Source organism: Moorena sp., assembly GCF_982860115.1.
Genome location: NZ_CEYLVT010000100.1, coordinates 7,552 through 26,306 on the forward strand (window position 1 = coordinate 7,552; position 18,755 = coordinate 26,306).

12 protein-coding genes and 1 pseudogene are annotated in these 18,755 nt (G+C 44.1%); 6 read left to right on the forward strand and 7 right to left on the reverse strand.

Annotation, left to right across the window (positions count from 1 at the left end):
• Positions 1-79: 79 nt before the first annotated feature.
• Both AC4II3_RS17705 and AC4II3_RS17710 read right to left on the reverse strand, forming a co-directional pair.
• Positions 80-556 carry a DUF4112 domain-containing protein gene (locus tag AC4II3_RS17705; protein ID WP_488009438.1) on the reverse strand — a complete coding sequence of 159 codons (477 nt, stop codon included), beginning with the start codon at positions 554-556 and terminating at the stop codon, positions 80-82.
• A gap of 249 nt (positions 557-805) precedes the next feature.
• Positions 806-1,768, reverse strand: a complete 963-nt coding sequence (locus tag AC4II3_RS17710) for a YihY/virulence factor BrkB family protein (RefSeq protein ID WP_488009456.1) — start codon at positions 1,766-1,768, stop codon at positions 806-808.
• A 195-nt stretch (positions 1,769-1,963) separates the two neighbouring features.
• On the opposite strand from AC4II3_RS17710, the gene AC4II3_RS17715 reads away from it, so the two are divergent.
• Together AC4II3_RS17715 and AC4II3_RS17720 are read left to right on the forward strand one after the other, a co-directional pair.
• Entirely contained in the window at positions 1,964-2,518 is a 555-nt protein-coding gene (locus AC4II3_RS17715) for a hypothetical protein (protein ID WP_488009436.1), read from the forward strand.
• 211 nt (positions 2,519-2,729) lie between these two features.
• Positions 2,730-3,140, forward strand: a complete 411-nt coding sequence (locus AC4II3_RS17720) for a DoxX family protein (RefSeq protein ID WP_488009434.1) — start codon at positions 2,730-2,732, stop codon at positions 3,138-3,140.
• Between the two features lie 107 nt (positions 3,141-3,247).
• Here the strand turns inward: AC4II3_RS17720 and AC4II3_RS17725 are convergent, their stop codons facing one another.
• Both AC4II3_RS17725 and topA read right to left on the reverse strand, forming a co-directional pair.
• On the reverse strand, positions 3,248-4,783 hold the full coding sequence (locus AC4II3_RS17725; RefSeq protein ID WP_488009432.1) for a tetratricopeptide repeat protein: 1,536 nt from the start codon (positions 4,781-4,783) through the stop codon (positions 3,248-3,250).
• Between the two features lie 92 nt (positions 4,784-4,875).
• A complete protein-coding gene (gene topA, locus AC4II3_RS17730; RefSeq protein WP_488009431.1) occupies positions 4,876-7,554 on the reverse strand; it encodes a type I DNA topoisomerase in 2,679 nt (892 codons plus the stop codon).
• 751 nt (positions 7,555-8,305) lie between these two features.
• Between topA and AC4II3_RS17735 the strand changes: the two genes are divergently transcribed.
• Positions 8,306-9,871 carry an NAD(P)H-quinone oxidoreductase subunit N gene (locus tag AC4II3_RS17735; RefSeq protein WP_488009429.1) on the forward strand — a complete coding sequence of 522 codons (1,566 nt, stop codon included), beginning with the start codon at positions 8,306-8,308 and terminating at the stop codon, positions 9,869-9,871.
• Positions 9,872-9,987: 116 nt separating this feature from the next.
• On the opposite strand, the gene AC4II3_RS17740 is transcribed toward AC4II3_RS17735, so the two are convergent.
• Positions 9,988-11,043 carry a sulfotransferase family protein gene (locus AC4II3_RS17740; protein ID WP_488009427.1) on the reverse strand — a complete coding sequence of 352 codons (1,056 nt, stop codon included), beginning with the start codon at positions 11,041-11,043 and terminating at the stop codon, positions 9,988-9,990.
• A 1,642-nt stretch (positions 11,044-12,685) separates the two neighbouring features.
• On the opposite strand from AC4II3_RS17740, the gene AC4II3_RS17745 reads away from it, so the two are divergent.
• Positions 12,686-13,138, forward strand: a complete 453-nt coding sequence (locus AC4II3_RS17745) for a MerR family transcriptional regulator (protein WP_293083681.1) — start codon at positions 12,686-12,688, stop codon at positions 13,136-13,138.
• 205 nt (positions 13,139-13,343) lie between these two features.
• Here AC4II3_RS17745 and AC4II3_RS17750 read toward each other — a convergent pair whose 3' ends face one another.
• Both AC4II3_RS17750 and AC4II3_RS17755 read right to left on the reverse strand, forming a co-directional pair.
• On the reverse strand, positions 13,344-15,221 hold the full coding sequence (locus AC4II3_RS17750; RefSeq protein ID WP_488009425.1) for an energy transducer TonB: 1,878 nt from the start codon (positions 15,219-15,221) through the stop codon (positions 13,344-13,346).
• Between the two features lie 173 nt (positions 15,222-15,394).
• Entirely contained in the window at positions 15,395-16,105 is a 711-nt protein-coding gene (locus AC4II3_RS17755; RefSeq protein WP_488009423.1) for a precorrin-2 C(20)-methyltransferase, read from the reverse strand.
• 40 nt (positions 16,106-16,145) lie between these two features.
• Here AC4II3_RS17755 and AC4II3_RS17760 point away from each other — a divergent pair, with 40 nt between their 5' ends.
• Both AC4II3_RS17760 and AC4II3_RS17765 read left to right on the forward strand, forming a co-directional pair.
• Positions 16,146-16,847: an esterase/lipase family protein gene (locus tag AC4II3_RS17760; protein ID WP_488009421.1), complete on the forward strand. Its 702-nt coding sequence runs from the start codon at positions 16,146-16,148 to the stop codon at positions 16,845-16,847.
• Between the two features lie 1,061 nt (positions 16,848-17,908).
• A pseudogene (locus tag AC4II3_RS17765) lies at positions 17,909-18,700 on the forward strand (reverse transcriptase N-terminal domain-containing protein); the annotation flags it as partial.
• Between the last annotated feature and the right edge of the window lie 55 nt (positions 18,701-18,755).

Genomic DNA, 18,755 nt, shown 5'->3' on the forward strand with positions numbered 1-18,755 from the left:
AACTGGCATCTTGCCAGTGTCATTTCCCACCCTGTGGAACTGGCATCTTGCCAGTTTCATTAATGCCAGACATTGTTGCTCAGCTAGTAATTGTCCTGATCACCCAGGCTACGATCGCAAGACTAATCCCAACAGCAACTAACAACACTACAGCCAACCCTGCCAACAGTAAGACCAGAAACAACCAATCGGATTTTTGTGGTGTTGATGATGATACATTTAATTCTTTCTCTAAAAGCTCAACATTTTTGACATTTGCCTTCCAGGCTGCATCCACCAGATCCCCTAAGACCGGTATAGAACCACTAACTGTCTCAAGAAGGATATTGAGCACCATCTCCACCAAGGTAGATCGAGACACTCCCAGTCGTGCTGCTTCTACGACAATGTATGATGAAATGATAGTTCCCAGAACATCACCACCCCCTGGTAACAGACCAATGATGGGATCTAAACCAATCCGATAACCTGTTCCTGGGATAGGAATAGCATTGTCCAGTAGGTAGCTTACCCGACGTACACGCCTTAAGGTCGATGTTTTGCGATCATTCCTCATGGGCTTCTATAGGTTGTTTGGTTGAATGTAGAATGTAGAATTTAGAATTTAGAAGGCAGAATTTAGAATTTAGAATGTAGAATTTAGAATTTAGAAGGCAGAATTTAGAATCTAGAAGGCAGAATCTAGAAGGCAGAATTTAGAAGGCAGAATCTAGAAGGCAGAATTCTCAATTATTAATTCTCAATTCTCAATTATTAATTCTCAATTCTTAATAATTAATAATTAATTCTAAAGTTTCAGCTTATATCATTGTTTTTTGGCCTTGGCTAATTTTCTTATTGGTCTAGTTCTGCGATGGGATGCTTGCATTGCTTCTCCTACTATCACATTCAACTGGTCTCCCAATAACAGTACCAGGGAAGTCATGTAAAGCCAAAGCTGTAAGATAATTACGGCTGTTACTGTACCATAGACTTTGTTGTAATTGCTGAAATTCGCAGCAACGTAGTGCCGAAACAAGCCTGAAGTCACTGCCCAGGAAATGGCTGCTAAAACTGCTCCTGGCAATATCGGTGTTCCGTACTGCCAACGGCTTGGTCCATAGCGATAGATAAAGGCAAAGGATGCCGCCACCATACTCAAGGCTAGGGGCCAGCTTAACAGACTCCATAGTGTCAGCAAGATGGAAGCTCCACTGGTATCAACGACTGTTTTTAGCACCCAGTGACTGATAAATACCAAAAACGATGCAATCACTAGCAGTATGATACTACCCATGGTTAAGCCCAGAGAAATCAACTTAGCTTTCCAAAAGGGTCGTTGTTGCTCTCGGGGGATGTGGTGGATGTGATCAAGGGCATTCATCGCTGCACTCAGTGCCCCAGAAGATACCCAAATGGCTACGATAAAACTCAGGGAAAATAGACTGCTATTGGTGCTGAGGTGAATTTGCTCGGTAAATTCCTGAATTGGCTGCACCGCCTGAGCCGGACCCACTTCGCTCATCATTTTCAGAGCTTGCTCCTGGGCCGCTTGACTCAGCTCGGGAGAGTGCTGGTACCAGGTTAGTTGTAAGGAATATTCAAACAAGCCAATCGCTGTCAGAATTGCTAAAATTGCCGGAAACAGCGCTAACATGGCGTTATATGCCATTTCAGCAGATAGACCCATTAAGCGACGTTCCATCGCACGGTTGAAAGTCTTCCTTAGGGTTACCAGATTCAGGTAACCAAAGAAACGCAAGAAACGAAAAAAACGCTTAGATAGCATAGGTTCTGGTGAGAGCACGGGCTTGCTATGAATTAATTTGCCAATTTTACCCGTAGTTTGCCCATTATTAGTGTTCAGTAATTTAATTGACACACTTTACTATTGTATTGACAGTTGACCGTTAACCCTCACCCCTCAACAGTGATTTATTTTGATTAAATTTGATCAGTGCCATAGCCGATGGAGTAGTTGTTGATGAGCAACAATGGGTCGCTTACCGAATGGTTAGCCCAAATCAAGGAACTGAAGCAGCAGCTGGCCGATAGCATTAAAGAGTGCCAGACTGCGGATAAAAGTGCAGCTCATTGGCGTCAGTTATATAATACTGAAGCTCAGCAACGGCGTATCGAAAGTCAACTGGCTCAAGAGCAAATTGAAACTCTGAAGGCTCAACTGCAAAAATTACAACAAGACGGATTTCAACTCAAATCAGATCAACTGGAGACGGTATCGAGTATTGACCAGAATGTGGAACAACTGCAAACGGTTGAGCAATTAAGGGCAACCCTTAAGTCAGTCATGGCAGAACGCGATCGCTTAATCGATGCCTTAAAGACTGAGCAAGCCAACCATGCTCAAACCAGGGAAAACTTAACGGTTGTGATTAGTGATACTGTTGAGCAACTGGCTAAGGAAAGAAAGAGTGAACTGTCCCAAGTAGAGGAGGTTACCGTGAGGGAGTCTACCCCATCTCCCCAGTCTACCCCATCTCCCCATCTCCCCAGCTTCGATAATGAAGATAGTTTGTAAGCATATGCGCTACGCGCATATGCTTCGTGGCACAGGCTTCCAGGCTGTGACTTCACTCAGATAAAAAAATGGTTACCTGTTTGATTCACAAACTGATAGCTGATAGCACCTCAAGTAGCGTGCGCGTAGCGCTAATCGCTGTTCGCTTAGCTTCAGCTTTTTCATTTCCTATAATATAGCGTTATAGCGCTGATCAAAAAACCTGGAAATCATGAAAAAATACATTCCACTCCTAGGGCGGATATTCCTTTGTGCTATTTTTCTTAAAGCTGGTATCGATAAACTACTTAACCCAACCTATACTCAACAATTAATGGAATCAAAAGGGGTTCCTGGTATACTGCTTATTCCCACCATCATTATACTTTTGGCAGGTGGCTTATCGGTATTACTGGGCTATAAAGCTCGTTGGGGAGCATTAGCGCTCATTGGATTTTTAATTCCCACCACCTTGATTTTTCACACAGATTTCTCCAACCAAATGCAAGAAATTCAATTTATGAAAAATTTAGGACTAATTGGTGGATTATTGATGGTAGCAACCTTTGGACCAGGACCAGTTAGCTTTGATAACCGCAGTCTCTGGGATCGGATCCGGTTCCTCTTGCCATTTAAAGTATGACTGGCGGAGAATCTTACGTTGATATAGGTTTTAGGGAGTCGGGAGCGGTGCGACCCGTGGCGAATTTAATTCTTAATGCGCAAAGCGCACGCCCCTCTCCCCACACTCTATTTCCTCAACTGTGTGACTAGGTTCTTAACCTTAGAACTGTTGAGGAATTGCAGAAATTCCTGGGTCAGCTGCTGCTCCTTTTGCCTAAACTCAAGAATACGGTCTTGCTGAACAGGAGTTCTTTCTGCTATCGGAATAGTAATCAGTTGATTGAGTTGTTCCCTCAGGGAAAGCTGCTGCTGCAAAATCGCTTCATAGCCTGCTTTGATTTGCTCCTCTTCAGGTAAGTATGGTATTTTTTCGTGAACCCTAGTTTGAGTCTTGTCTTGATTAGACAAATCCTCTTTTTGCTCTGGCACTGGGAATAAATTTAGCACCAGTTCCGCCGACTGCACCCGTTTTTGTTGCTGCAGCAACTCAGATAAACTTAGATAGGCATTATCCAAGTTAAGTTTATAGGACTGCTTTTGCTCCTCAGACAGTTTCTCCTGAGACAGTTTAGTGACATCTTGCCCCAGGGACTGATATACATTGACTGCTTGCTTATGAAAAATAATGGCGAGTTCTGGCTGGTTTTGTGCCGCCAGTACAGCACCAATAGCCCTAAAGGTAAATGCTTCCCCAGCTAATGAACCCACTTCCCGATGAATCACTAGGGCTTGTTGGTGGAATTCTAATGCTTGTTGGTACTTTCCCTGGCGATGGTAAGCGATACCTAAATTATTCAGAAGCATTCCCATTGAAATGCGATCGCTTACTTCCTTGGCAATAGTCAAGGCTTGCTGATAGGACAACTGTTCCTGTTCGTGCTTGCCTAGACGGTGGTAAACTAACCCTAGGCTATTGAGCAGTGTTCCTTCGTCTGCCTGTGACACTAGAGAATTCTTTTCGGAATTATCCAGTATTTCTCGATAGATATCAAGAGCTTGCTGGTAGGAATCCAGGGACTGGTCGTCCTGACCCAGCTTATAGTATATATTCCCCAAATTATGGAGAGTCCTGCCTTCGTAGCCACGATTGCTCACTTCTCGGTAGATGGCTAAGGCTTGTTGATAGAATTCTAGGGACTTTTGATCGTCCCCTAGGTTGGAATACGTTAACCCCAGATTATTAAGAGTACTCCCTTCCCCGGTGCGATCGCCTAATTCTCGATCAATTGCTAAGGATTGCTCAAAGAACGACCTTGCTAATTGATATTGACCAAGTTCATCATGAACCCACCCAATAAAATATAGCGCTACTCCTTCTTGATAGCGATCGCCAATGTTTCGTTTAAGTTCTAGGTACTTCTGGAAGCTCTGTAAAGCCTCTTGTAATTGACCTGTACTTAACTGTTGGCGACCTTTAACATAGAGCTGCTGGGGTGGAGTGACTTGGTCAAGGCTAGTTTGTTCAAGGCTAGTTTGGTCAAGACTAGTTTGATCAAGGCTAGTTTGGTCAAGACTAGTTTGATCAAGGCTAGTTTGGTCAAGACTAGTTTCGTCTTGACCAAGAATAGGCGAAAGGGGGAATGTCAGAGAAATGAGTAAAGAGGCAGTGGTCAGCAGGAAGGATGAAGGAACATTAATAAAGGATAAGAGTTTTTGCTTCAATTCAAACTTCCTAGTTTCCACTTGACAATTGTGTTGTCACATCTTATTATATATATCCTGAGTTTAATCAGTTTGTCAGCAAGTACAATTACTTATTCACTCTCTGACTTACCCTCTTGGTCATCATCTTTTGTTTTCTTAGTAGTCTTGTTGGTGGATTTCCCAGAGGTTTTCTTTTTGGTGGAAGTAGTTGATTTACTGGACTTGCGACCAGATTTACCCGATGACGCCTTAGCTGCTATTAGTTCCAAGGCAGTTTCTAAGGTTAACTCCTCCATGGATTTTCCCTCTGGCAGAGAGGCATTAACTTTGCCATGGTTCACATATACCCCATAGGGACCCTGATAGATATTGACTGGCTCCCCATCCTGAGGATGAACTCCTAGTTCCCTTAAGGGTTTTTTAGTCTTGGTGCGAGAACCGCCCCTTGTCTTCTTAGGTTGTGCCAGGAGCTCTAATCCACGGTCTAGGGTAATTGTCAAGACGTCATCCTCACCTTTAAGGGAGCGGTAATCTTTGCCCTCCTTCCCTTGGTCATGGACAACATAAGGACCAAAGCGTCCGATTGCTGTTTTAACCGGTTTGCCTGTTTCCGGATGAGGACCGAGAAGGCGGGGGAGTGCTAGGAGACCCACTGCCATTTCTAGGTGTACATCTTCCTTCTTTACCCCCTTAGGCAAGGAGACACGTTTGGGTTTTTTCTTCTTATCCTCTGTTACGTCACCTAGCTGTACATAGGGACCATAATTGCCATTCAGGATATAAATTGGTTCACCAGTTTCCGGGTGTAGTCCCAATTTCTCTGGCCCCTCCATTTTCTGCTGAATCAGTACGTGAACCTGCTCAATGTTTAGTTCAGCTGGGGTGAGGTCTTGGGGAATCGAAGCAGTAAGTACACCATTGTCATTATCCACTTCGACATAGGGACCAAATTTCCCGATCCGGACTCTAGCATCGAGGTCTTCGAGTTCAACAGTACGGGCAACAATCGGGTCAATCTCATTAATCCGTTCCTTGACTTGGTTGTCGAGACCCTTTTCTCCCAAATAAAAGTTCTGCAGGTAAGGAAGCCAGTGCGCTGCCCCATTGGCAATCTCATCTAAGGTGCGCTCCATTTTGGCCGTGAAGCTCGTGTCCACCAAGTCGGGGAAGTTTTGTTCGAGCAAATTAGTAACCGCAAAGGCCGTAAAGGTGGGAGCAAGGGCATTTTTCAGTTTCTGAGCATAGCCTCGGTCAATGATAGTACCAATAATACTAGCGTAGGTACTGGGACGACCAATCCCCTCTTGTTCCAAGGTTTTGACCAAGGTAGCTTCCGTATAACGGGCTGGGGGTTGGGTTTCGTGACCGATAGCTTCGAGTTCTCTACAGTTAGGATGATCCCCCACTTTCAAAGCTGGCAGAATCACTTCCTGGTTTTCTAGAGCAGCGTTGGGGTCATCAGACCCTTCCACATAAGCCCTTAGATAACCTGGGAAGTCAATGCGCTTACCGGTAGCCCGAAATCCGGCATTTTCCACTTGCAAATCAACCACAATTTGAGTTTGTCGAGCATCCGCCATTTGACAAGCAACGGTACGCTTCCAAATCAGGTCATAGACTTTAAATTCGCGATCGCTTAATCCCGTTTCCTGAGACGTTTTGAATGTACTCCCTGCTGGACGAATGGCTTCGTGAGCTTCTTGAGCTCCTTTGCTCTTGGTGGTATACTTTCTCGGCTTCGGGCTAAGGTACTCTACCCCGTATTTTTGTTCAACGCAGCTACGGGCTGCTGTGATCGCTTGTTCAGACAAATGTACTGAGTCTGTACGCATATAGGTAATGAAACCCTTTTCATACAGACCCTGGGCAGTCCGCATCGTATCACGAGCCGATAGTCCCAGTTTCCGGTTTGCCTCCTGTTGCAGGGTCGAGGTAGTAAAGGGAGGTGAAGGTTTGCGAGTAACAGGTCGTTCTTGTAAATCAGTAACCGTCCAGACTTGATCGTACAGGCGGTCTTTGAGTGCTTTAGCCTCCATTTCACTCAACAATTTGACCTGCCTACCTGCGATAATCTCACCTGTATTGGCATCGAAATCACTGCCGGTAGCAATTTTTACCTTATCCAGGGTTACTAGCTTAGCGTCAAAGGAACTTCCTGCTTCTAGAATCCCTTTCAAATCCCAATAGCTGCCCTTGCGGAAGGCACGGCGTTGCCGTTCTCGATTCACCAAAAGCCTTACTGCTACAGACTGTACCCGACCAGCTGATAAGCCCCAAGCCACTTTTTTCCACAGCAGCGGTGAGAGGGTGTAGCCCACGAGTCGGTCAAGAATCCGCCTTGTTTCCTGAGCTCTTACCACCTGATCATCGATCTCACGGCAGTTTTGTAGGGCATTTTGAATAGCATCCTTAGTGATTTCATGAAATACCATTCGCTTAGTTGGCACTGTCGGCTTTAAGATTTGTAACAAATGCCAACTAATACTCTCCCCTTCTCGGTCTTCATCCGTAGCCAAAATCAGTTCATCAGAATCTTTCAGAGCTGCTTTTAGCTGTTGGACAACCTGTTTCTTGTCTTTAGGCACCAGGTAAAGCGGTTCAAAGTCAGCTTCCACATTCACCCCAAACTTAGCCCACTTTTCCCCCTTGTATTTTTCGGGGATTTCACTAGCTGATTGAGGTAAATCACGGACGTGACCCATGGAGGCTTCGACCTGGTAACTAGAAGGTAAGTAGTTCCGAATGGTGCGAGCTTTAGTAGGAGATTCGACAATTACAAGGGTTGTCATCGGAGTTTCAACAATAGCGGCGGTGTTGAATAGTCTAATTTAAATACTATTTCTCAAAGGTCTTTGTCAAAGGTCGAGGGAGTAAGCCAGTAATTTGCTTCCTCCCTACTGAGTGTGGGTATGGTTTTCCAGCATGGTTTTCCAGCATGGTTTTCCAGCATGGTTTTCCAGCATAGTTTTCCAGCATTAAGTAGAGCCCCCTGATGGCAGTATAAGCTTGCCTATTAATTTCTACAGTACGCCACTTGTGTCGCAGGCTAACACGAACAAGGAGCAACTGTGTGGGAAAGGGAGTTAGCCAACTTGACCATAGGTACCGAAATTTGAGGGTTACTTATACTTATATATATGCGCTTCAGCAGTACTCCCTACTTTTTCGGATTGTGCTAGAAATAATCTTTACCTAGAGGTAACCCACGAATAGCTGATGTAGTGATGGCTAACCAATAGAGCACCGTTAAAACCCTAAGTACACCCCTATCCCAATTCCTCTGACTGCTGCTTAAAGATTTGTAAACAATTCGTTCGTTGCCTTCAAAGGTAACATTAAAGGTAACATTGATCCGATGTACGACACAGCTAGTCTCACCTTACCCTGGCACAGAGGGCAGTGAAACGGCATAAATACGGAATTCTACTTTCTCCAATCTTCAAGGTATACAAGCCCTTTGCCCAACTAGCTACAATCACCGATATGATAAGAAAGTTAATCTGGATACTCAAATAACCATAGATCATATCATTAAAGCCTATGGATTTTGCCAATCTTGCCGCCCAGTTGAATGCTGGGGTAATTTTGCCAGAGGGAATTGTAGTTATTACCCTCTTGCTAGTGTTAATCATTGACCTGATTGCTGGGAAAAAGTCTGCTCAAACTATTTCCTATGTAGCCATTGGGGGTCTACTTGCTGCCATAGTTGCCCTATACTTCCAATGGGATGCTGCAAATCCCATCGCCTTCTTTGGGGAATTTAATGGTGACACCCTGAGTGTGGCATTTCGTGGCATCATTGCCCTATCGACTGTGTCAACGATTTTGATGTCAATTCGTTATGTGCAGCAGTCGGGTACATCCTTGGCAGAATTTATTGGCATTTTGCTCACGGCTACTTTAGGAGGGATGTTCCTGTCCGGGGCGACGGAGCTGGTCACGATTTTTATATCCCTTGAAACCCTCAGTATTTCCTCCTACCTGATGACGGGTTACATGAAGCGTGACCCCCGTTCCAATGAGGCCGCTTTGAAATATTTGCTGATTGGAGCAGCCAGTTCAGCCGTATTTTTGTATGGTGTCTCCCTATTATATGGGTTATCTGGGGGACAAACGCAGTTGAGTGCGATCGCTCTTGGCGTTGCTGACCTAGAATCCGGTCAATCCCTAGGTCTTCTGATTGCCTTGGTGTTTGCGATCGCTGGTATTGCTTTTAAAATCTCAGCAGTTCCTTTCCACCAATGGACTCCTGATGTTTACGAAGGTTCTCCCACGCCAGTGGTAGCGTTTCTCTCAGTTGGTTCTAAAGCCGCTGGCTTTGCTCTAGCGATTCGTCTACTAATCACTGCTTTCCCATTGTTAAGCGATCAGTGGCATTTTGTGTTCACTGCTTTGACTATCCTAAGTATGATTTTGGGTAACGTCGTTGCCCTAACTCAATCGAGCATGAAACGGATGCTAGCCTATTCCTCTATTGGTCAGGCTGGGTTTGTGATGATTGGTCTAATTGCTGGGACCCAAGCCGGTTACGCTAGCATGATTTTCTACATGCTGGTGTACTTGTTTATGAACTTAGGGGCTTTCGCTTGTGTCATTCTGTTTACCCTACGCACTGGTACTGACCAAATTAGTGAGTATGCTGGTCTTTATCACAAGGATCCCTTGCTGACTTTGGTTTTAAGTGTTTGTTTGCTGTCTTTAGGTGGGATTCCACCCTTTGCTGGATTTTTTGGTAAAATCTATTTATTCTGGGCTGGTTGGCAAGCAGGATTGTATACTTTAGTGTTAATAGGTTTGCTAACTAGTGTGGTTTCGATTTACTACTACATCCGTGTGGTCAAGATGATGGTAGTCAAAGAACCTCAAGAGATGTCGGATGTGGTCAAGAATTATCCCGAAATTCGCTGGAGTTTACCCGGTATGCGTCCGTTACAGGTCGGTTTAGTGATGTCCTTAATTGCGACCTCTCTGGCAGGGATTTTGTCGAATCCGCTGTTTTCTTTGGCCAATGATTCTGTTGTTAATACCCCCATACTGCAACAGGCCGTGATTAGTACTCAGCTGTCTCAAGGCCATCAGGTTTCATTGATGAGTGCTGATAATTAAGGCCCTCAGAGCCATAGACCCGAAGCGCCCTATTCTGTAGGATAGGGCGCACCTAAGATTTTAGCTTAAGTAGAAAAGCCTGACTTAACAGTCAGGCTTTTCTAATCATTGCAACCTCATTGGATCGAGTTTTGGGATAAATTTCTGGTCAAGGATAATTGGAGTGTCTTGAGAATTACTAAACCCTCACGAATTTTCCCTATAACTCGTTGAAGATTAGCTTTAGACAGTCTCCAATAGATGTACTGAGAATAATCTGCGCAGAACTTGAGTAGTGTGTGAAATTGCCACCTTTTAGGAATACAGTCATAGCCTAGATGGAGCATGGTTTTATAGTTCAGAATCTCTAAGACTGCTAGTTCTGAATCACTAAGTTCGTGTTTCCAAGCCTCAATGCGATCGCTACTAACCGGTTGAAAGGTCTTCGCGTGCCATCCTAGCTCACGGGTTGGCACCAATTTTTTTTGAGCATTTTTTTTGTTAAACTGCAGCATTGATTGGCTAAAGGATACCCCGAGGCAATTACAAACTCCCTGGAGTTCTTCTTCTGGATTTGTGACTAAGTCTTCGTAGAAGAGGATATGGAACCGCTGGTCATTTTGATAGTGTTGAATGACTTCGACTAAATTTTGCCATTGTTGGGTTGTCGCTACCACATTGGCGATACAGGCTCCCTTCCAAGTCTTGGCAAATTTTTTCTCATTTCGTTTTAGGGACGCATAGATTGCTCTGAGATCTCGGATAATTAGAATTAATCTGGCATTAGGGAAATACTTGAGAATGGTCTCAATATGATAGATGTTCCAAGGATTTTTATCTCCCCAACAATCGGCTTCACCATCAAACTGCTGTATATAGGTTTGATAAACTGTGGCGACTGCTGTTGAATAATTCAGTGGTTTCTGAGCTGTCAAATTTTCTCGCAACTTCTCTCGGTCAATGTTCCACTCCCGAAACCTTCGATCAGCGTAGATATCTGTCAAGAAGTTATCGATTTGATTGTTTAAGTCTTGGGATGAACCGTATTTGCGCTCCAGATTAACAAAAAACAGACTTTCAGGAGGAATACAAAAATTAGGATGAGCGGTCAGCATTAACCGCAAGAGCGTTGTTCCAGAACGTTCCATCCCAAAAATAAACAGTGGCTGATTTTGTTGAGACAAAGATTGCATAATGTGTCGATAACGGTAGAGTTTATTTGTGAACTTGATCAATATAGCAACCTGACTTCTATAGCTTGCTTAGCTGATCTGTCCTATCACGTTAAGAATTTGATCACTTATACTAGGGTTTATTAGATTTCTTTAATAATTGAAAATTGTGATAAAATTGTGAATTAACAATTAACAATTAACAATTAATGAGCACCCAATACTGATAAGTAATTAACGGAACTCACTATCAGCTTTTGACTATCTAATTCCAACCCTAATAGATATCCCTAGTCTAGTAACTGTGGGTCAAAAAGGGATTACAGCAGTTGATTTAGGATAAAGTCTGCACCAGGACTGTATGGTTTTTAGTTTATTTCCCAAACCTTTAGGATTTCTCTGCGCCGTTGAATCTTTTTAAGATGCTACCCTTTAGGTGCGCTTACAGTCGTCGAATTAAATTCCCCACGGGTCGCACCTCTGCATCGCGCTTTTATTGAAATTATTCAGAATTCCTGAAAGCACGGAATTCAAGACCCTGATTTATTCAGGAATAACCAAACTCGTCTTCCTGTGGGATTTCAGAACTATCAAGAAACTATAACTTATGAGGATAGAAGTCATAAGTAGCAACTGATTAGGTAATTAACCATCCTGAAATCACCATTCTGAAGTCGTTTGACAGCCTAATTGTTCCCTGATGATGAGACTATGCACCAAATGTTTTTTCCGCTTAACAGTATATTTACTGATTCTTTACATTGTCAACCAAAATTATCATAAATCAGCCTTAAGAATGAAATTTGCTTAAAACCCCATCAATTGTAATTAAAATTAATTACGGATTAAGCAAACTATTATACTATATATTTGGTATTACTAATATTATTTTAATAGAGAAAAATTAATCTAGATAAGCTAAATAGTATCACGTTTAAGTAACTTAAATCAATAGCAAGGCAAAAGCCTGAGTGGTGAGTGGGTAAGTAGGTCAGTAGGTTACTAGTAAAATGACTAAGATTCATTCATAGTTATGATGATTAATGACTATATAGCGTTTGTATCTAGGTTCTAAACACACTTGTTGTTGCCGCAAAAGGCTTGGATACAAGAAGCAAAACCCAAGAGGGGCAATAAATTTACAGTTTTCTTGTACAATAAAAAAATATATTCTAGGTTTACATCTCAAATACAAACGCGCTTAGCATTACTCAAATAAGTTAGGTACACAAGTGTAGGATTTTATGGAACAGGCAACAGGGATAAATTAGGGGTGTTATCTCATTAATATGAGAACAATTATCATATAAATAACACCTTTCGGGTGCAGCAAAATACTTCACTGGGTTAGGAGCTAGACCCTTTTATAGTTCGATAAATTAAATACTCTCAAACGGAAAAAAAAGCTCGCCAGCAACAGCATACCCTAAATCAAATCACAGAGCATAAAATAAGCAATCAGTAGGCATATGCGCTACGCGCAGGCTACGCCAACAGCCGTTGGCCGTAGGCCACGCTACTTGAGGTGCCGTGACCTAAAAGCTCACGCTACTTGAGAAGTGTCTAATTGCGACTTTCTTCTCCTTTTCGCTAATCAGGGGTTGTCTTAATGCTTGCTTTTCCTTTATAATACAACTATCGGAATAGTTTAGAAGAAGAACTTATGAACAAGTGCGTTTGTACTACCGAAGCGGCATCTCTCCTAGGAATCTCTTCGAGACGATTGCGACAACTCCTAGAGAAGGGTCGCGTCCGGGGTGCTTATAAAAGTGGGAAATTCTGGATTATTCCTCTGTTCAACAATATGCCTCAAATCATTAAAGGCACTAGAGGACCAAAAGGCAAATGGCGTACCAGTCGTCCTCCGGCTCTAGCCAAGATTAATGTCAACCGCAATCACATTGGCTCGAATATCCACAAACGCCCGGAAGAGCGGAAGCCAGTGATTTCAGTAAAACGAAGTGGCAACAATTTATATGGCAACCAAGTAGAAATCCTCGGCCCATGTCGAATTACCTATCAGCCAGATAACCCACTGCCTTGTGGCGCTCGTCTATGGATCGAAACCTTCAGTGATGTCCACTTCATCGGCGGCAGTTTGCCTGCCAGTCGGTAATCGGGTTTTTCGCGTAGCGTCGCCTTTTGGCCAAGGTTGTCTGTCAGAATGCAGAATGCAGAATGTAGAATGCAGGCAGAATGTAGAATTACAAATTCTTAATTCTTAATTCTTAATTCTTAATTCTTAATTCTTAATTTTAAATTCCAAAATAATGTTAATGCTCCATTGACCAACAACCCAGGCTTTAACTAACAGAAAACTCTTATTTACAAGACCTGGACGATGGTGTTGTAAAGGAGTCTATTCTGTTGCGCCTGCGAGCTGATCTAGATTTGAACTTGCAGTCTTTATCCTCTTGTGAGTTTTGCTCTTGAGTGGCTGCTGCTTCTGGAACTGATTCTTTCCCTGAGTTTTGATTAGCTGACTGTTCCGAAATCGAGTTTCCAGTAGCTTGAGCTGGCTTCACTGGAACAGCTGTAGTGTTGGTAGTATTTTCCTGAGTAGTATTTTCCTGACTAGGAGTATTGTCCCGTACTGGTACTAACACTCTGCTGGGTTTAGGAGTATTTTCCTGACTAGGAGTATTTTGCTGTACAGGCACTGCTCTAGGTCTAGGAGTATTTTCCTGAGTAGGAGTATTCTCCCGCACTGGTACTCTGACTCTTGTAGGTTTAGGAGTATTTTCCTGAGTAGAGGTATTGTCCCGCACTGGTATTGACACCCTCCTGGGTTTAGGAGTCGAGTCTTGGCTAGAGGTATTCTCCCGCACTGGTACTGATATTGTTCTGGGTCTAGTGTTGGAATTTTCCCTAGCACTATTCGGTTTTACTGGAACTGATACTGTCCTATTGTTATCGGTAGAGTTATTGTTAGCAGAGTTATTGCTAGGGGTTTCTGGCTTAGGAACTACTATTACTGGATTGTTGGCAGCAGCGTTTTCCCCACTAACAGTATTTGGCTTTGCTGGAACTGGCTGGTTAGCGGTTTCTTGGAAAACCGCTAGACTAGGACAGTCGCCTTTGTCATAGTCAAAGGCTACCTTGACCTGGTAGGGTTTTGTTGTGCCAGTTTGGTTGTTAAACTTGCGGAACTGAATATCTTCCAGTGCCTGCTGATTTAAAATGCCATACCCTGCACTCTGAATCAGCTGTGCATTAGTCACTTCACCATTAGCACCTACTAAAATTCCGAAGACGGTTGTGCCTTCTAGTTTCTTAATACAAGCGTCTTTGGGATAAGTAGCACTAACTGTTATGGCTTCTGGTACGACTTCCTTTTTGGGTAAGGTATCCTTTACCAAAGCCATCCATTCCACCAGGTTTTTCCTAGCTTCCTCATCAGTGGTATTGGTTACATCTTTTCTCAGTTGCTTGCGCCGCATCCGCACTTGAGCTACTAAATTTTGATCACGTTGTCGTGCGATCGCAACAGCACTAGAAGGTACTGGTTTAGTAGGCTCAGAAGGAGGAGGGGTGATGGAAAATTGTGGTTTCGGAGCAGGTGGAGTAACGGATACCGGTGGCTGTTGGTTAGGAACCTCTAATGGATCAGGAATCTGGTTGGTAGAATTCCCAAATACTGGCAAGGAACCGGTCTGGAAGGAACCTGGATTCAAAGACTCTGTATCGAATTTGAACTGAGGTCGCGGTGGTGGGGCTGGTAGTGCTGTCGCGGGTTTTGGTGGTAGCTTGATCGGGAAAGACCCTCTGGTGATAATCGGTCTTTTGCGATTTAGCAGTGGTAAAGGATACTTACCAATTGAGGGTAAGGGTTTTATCGGTAGGGATCTCAGAGGTGGGGGTGTGGGAATTTTCTTGAGGGACTCTAGAGAAGGTAGCGGTGGTGGAGGGGGTGGGAAAGCACTAAATAACGAAGGGATGGAGGGATTGCTCGGAGTCTTGGCATTTGGTACAGCTGGCAGGGTTAGTGGTGGTGCAGCCGACTTGGGCACACGGTTGAGTTGTTGAGGGCTTAACTCCAACACTTGCACCATTGATTCTTCCTTAGGCTTTTGATTCTTCAACAAATCACCTAAGATAGGTACGAGTAGCATATGAACCCCCAGAGAAGCGGTAACAGAAATCACTAGGGGGTGACTCAGCATTTCTGGGACGTTTTTAATTAAAGAAGCATCAGACATGGCAGTTATTGTTGACGTATTTCCATGGTTGCTAATAAGCTCTCGGCTGAGGAGATGCTTATTCAATTAAGTCTTGGCAAATCAGAGTGAGTGATCGTGCTGGGGCTAGCTATAACAACTATTTTGACAACTACATCGATGGCTGAAACATTGCTATCTATTGGTTTGCTATCTTATTGGTTTACCTTAACAATTAGCAGAGAAAAATAGGGTAATGCCAGATTAGGGCGATCGCATAAATTACGATAAATCACCTGCTCCGGTAGAGTTGCTCGTTCTACCACATAGGCATTTTCCAACAACTGATGTCGATGCAGCACTTGCCACACCTGCTGATAAACTGAACTGACTTTGAGCAAGACTACTACATCTGCCCAATCCAAAACCTTTTCCAGTTCCTCCACATTATAGAGAGCTGGTAGCACCACTAGGCGCTGATCACGCATGGTCAAGGGTAATCCCAAAACCGATGCTGTCGCCATGGGGGAAGATACCCCTGGTACAGTTTGAATCAGGCTTTCTGGATGCAACTGTTGTAGCCTCTGTGCCAAATAGGTAAATGTGCTGTAAAAACTCACATCTCCTTCGCACACAAATGCTACGTCTTGCCCTAATCCTAGATAATTCCAGACTTGCTCAGCAGCAAGTTGCCATGCTTGGGTCAAGATAGCGGTATCCTGCACATATGGAAATGTCAAGGGTAACTGCACCTGATGATTCTCCAACCATTCAGCGACAATCTGTTGAGCCATTCCTGGTTTTCCACGGACTCCAGTAGGAAAGGCTACTACTGGTGCCTGTTTCAATATACGTAGTGCTTTGAGGGTGATCAGGTCAGGATCCCCAGGTCCAACGCTTATACCATAAAGTGTACCTAGTTTCACAAAAGTTTATAATTATCTACAAAATTTAAAATTACCACCGATGCCATTACCAACTGTTATTTTACCGGGCTATTTTGCTAGCGCTAGTGAATACCGTGATTTAGAACAATCACTACAACAGCTAGGGATTGCCGCAACTACTGTCCCAATACGCCAACAGGATTGGTTTCCTACCCTCGGTGGTCGCTCTGTGGTGCCAATCTTGCGAAAAATCGACCAAGCTGTTAAACAGCAGTTGGAGAAGCATAACACGTCACAGATTAATTTAATCGGTCACTCTGCTGGTGGCTGGATTGCCAGGATCTATCTAGGAGAAAAGCCTTACACGATTCATGGAGATGTTAGTGATGACTCGGTAGGGTTATGGAATGCTCATTCCTATATCTCTACCTTGGTGACTCTGGGTACACCCCATCTCAGTCAGGAACGTTGGACTAAACGCAATCTTGATTTTGTGAATAATAACTATCCAGGAGCCTTTCACCAAGATGTCAATTATATTTGTGTCGCTGGTAAGGCTATTTATGGTAAGCGACGCTTAGGTAGCTGGTTGGCTTACAACAGTTACAAGCTCACTTGTGGCGAAGGGAATTGCTGGGGAGATGGGATTACTCCGATTCCTGCTGCTCATTTGGCTGGAGCGACTAATATTACTCTTGATGAAGTGCTGCATTCTCCTAGAAGGAAGGGGCTTTGGTATGGTTCACCGGAGGTAAGGGAAGCTTGGGTGAAGTATTTGTAAGGTTTTCAATAGTTGAAGGTGTAGGGTGCGTTAGGGGCGGGCGAGTCATGATTTTCCCCCTCTTCGCGCCTTGTTGAAACAGCCCGCACCGTAACGCACCATCAGGTCAAATAGCAAAAATGAGATGCACCCTATCTAGAACTTAATGCGATCGCTTTTAGCGGAAGCTTTGCTTCCGGAGCGTAGCGTGACCTAGGGTCAATCGCGTTTAGCGGTTCCTTCCCAGTATCGCAATGGTAGAAGTGGATTTCAGCTACAACAACCTATCCCTATTTGTCTGTATGAAATAGTTTATAGGTTAATAAACACACTAAAGCAGGGTTTATTCAGAATTATTACCACTGTATTGACAACAAGGGTTTATCATACTATTGATATTAGAATTAAACTTACCGACTTTCTTTTCACTGTTGCCTTTCCTAGATATGATGATCGCTGATGAAAGCTAAAGGTGCGGCTCGTTCCTACCAGGAGCCTAAGGAAACCTTAGGGGTATGAGTAGGGGGACTCGCGAGAATAACACTCTCAAAGTCCTAACTGTCTAACGGATGCAGGTGAAAGCCCTGTCCTTGAGGAGACAAGTGACTCCCTATCTGGCCACACCGAGCGGGCGGCATCTCCGCAGAGTGACGCTGGCAACAGGGCGCAATCAGTTGACCATAAGCAGGTAGCAACACTGGCGCTAACGGGGGGACGACATGGGTAAACAGGTTCTAGAAAAGTGTCTCATTTCAAAGCCACAACCTGAATAAAACAATGTGGACTTCATCCTTTCATTCTCACAGCGTTTTCTTTAGGACAGCTGTAATCTCCGAGAAGAGGATAGGCAAATTGAACCGCCCTAAATCGTCAAAACGGTGCGACGACTCACGCGAATTTAATTCTTCAAACGGAAAGCGCACCAGAATAATCCAAAAGACGGAACGAGTAAAAACGGAAGCAAATGGGTCTAAGGAAAGGTCGAACCTTAGTAAGTTATGCCAAACCTAATCCCCACTTCCGGGTAGGATGCAGGCGGAAACTGCCTGCGGATATCCAGAATACACAAATCAATGGAGAGCATGGTTAGACACATGAGAAACCAATCTTATAGTGAACTTTGGAAGGGACAAAAGTGGAAACAACTCCGCCGTAATCTTTTCCGCCTACAGAGAAGAGTGTACAAAGCAGTTCAAGCTGGTGACCTAAGACAAGCTCGGTCTCTACAAAAACTGATTCTGAAATCCCGCTCAGCTCAACTGCTGGCCATCCGTCAAGTGACACAGCTCAACCAGGGAAAGAAGACCGCCGGTATTGATGGCAAAACTGCCCTCACATACAAAGAACGGTTTGAAGTACTTAAAAAGCTAGGCTCCCGTGCAGAAAACTGGATGCACCAAGGGTTACGGGAAATTCCTATACCCAAGAAAAACGGGAGTACGAGAATGCTGAAAGTACCTACAATCTCTGACAGAGTATGGCAATGTCTAGGGAAATTTGCCCTCGAACCAGCACATGAAGCCACGTTCAGTGCCCACAGCTATGGGTTCAGAACCGGTAGAAGTGCCCACGATGCACAAAAACGGCTATTCAACCACCTAAGGTCAGACTGCAACGGCATTAATAAGAGGGTAATCGAACTAGACATCAAGAAATGTTTCGACCGCATCTCCCATAAATCCATCATGGATAGGTTGTTAGCTCCGGCTAGTCTGAAACAGGGGATATTCAGATGTCTAAAAGTTGGCGTCAGCCCGGAATTCCCTGAACAAGGAACACCCCAGGGAGGTGTAGTCAGTCCATTACTTGCCAATATCGCACTTAACGGAATAGAGGAAATTCACCCCAGCATCCGATATGCGGATGACATGGTGAGTGCGACCTGAAAGGCGCACGGTAGAGTGGGAGACTCTTAAAACCTCCCCAGGC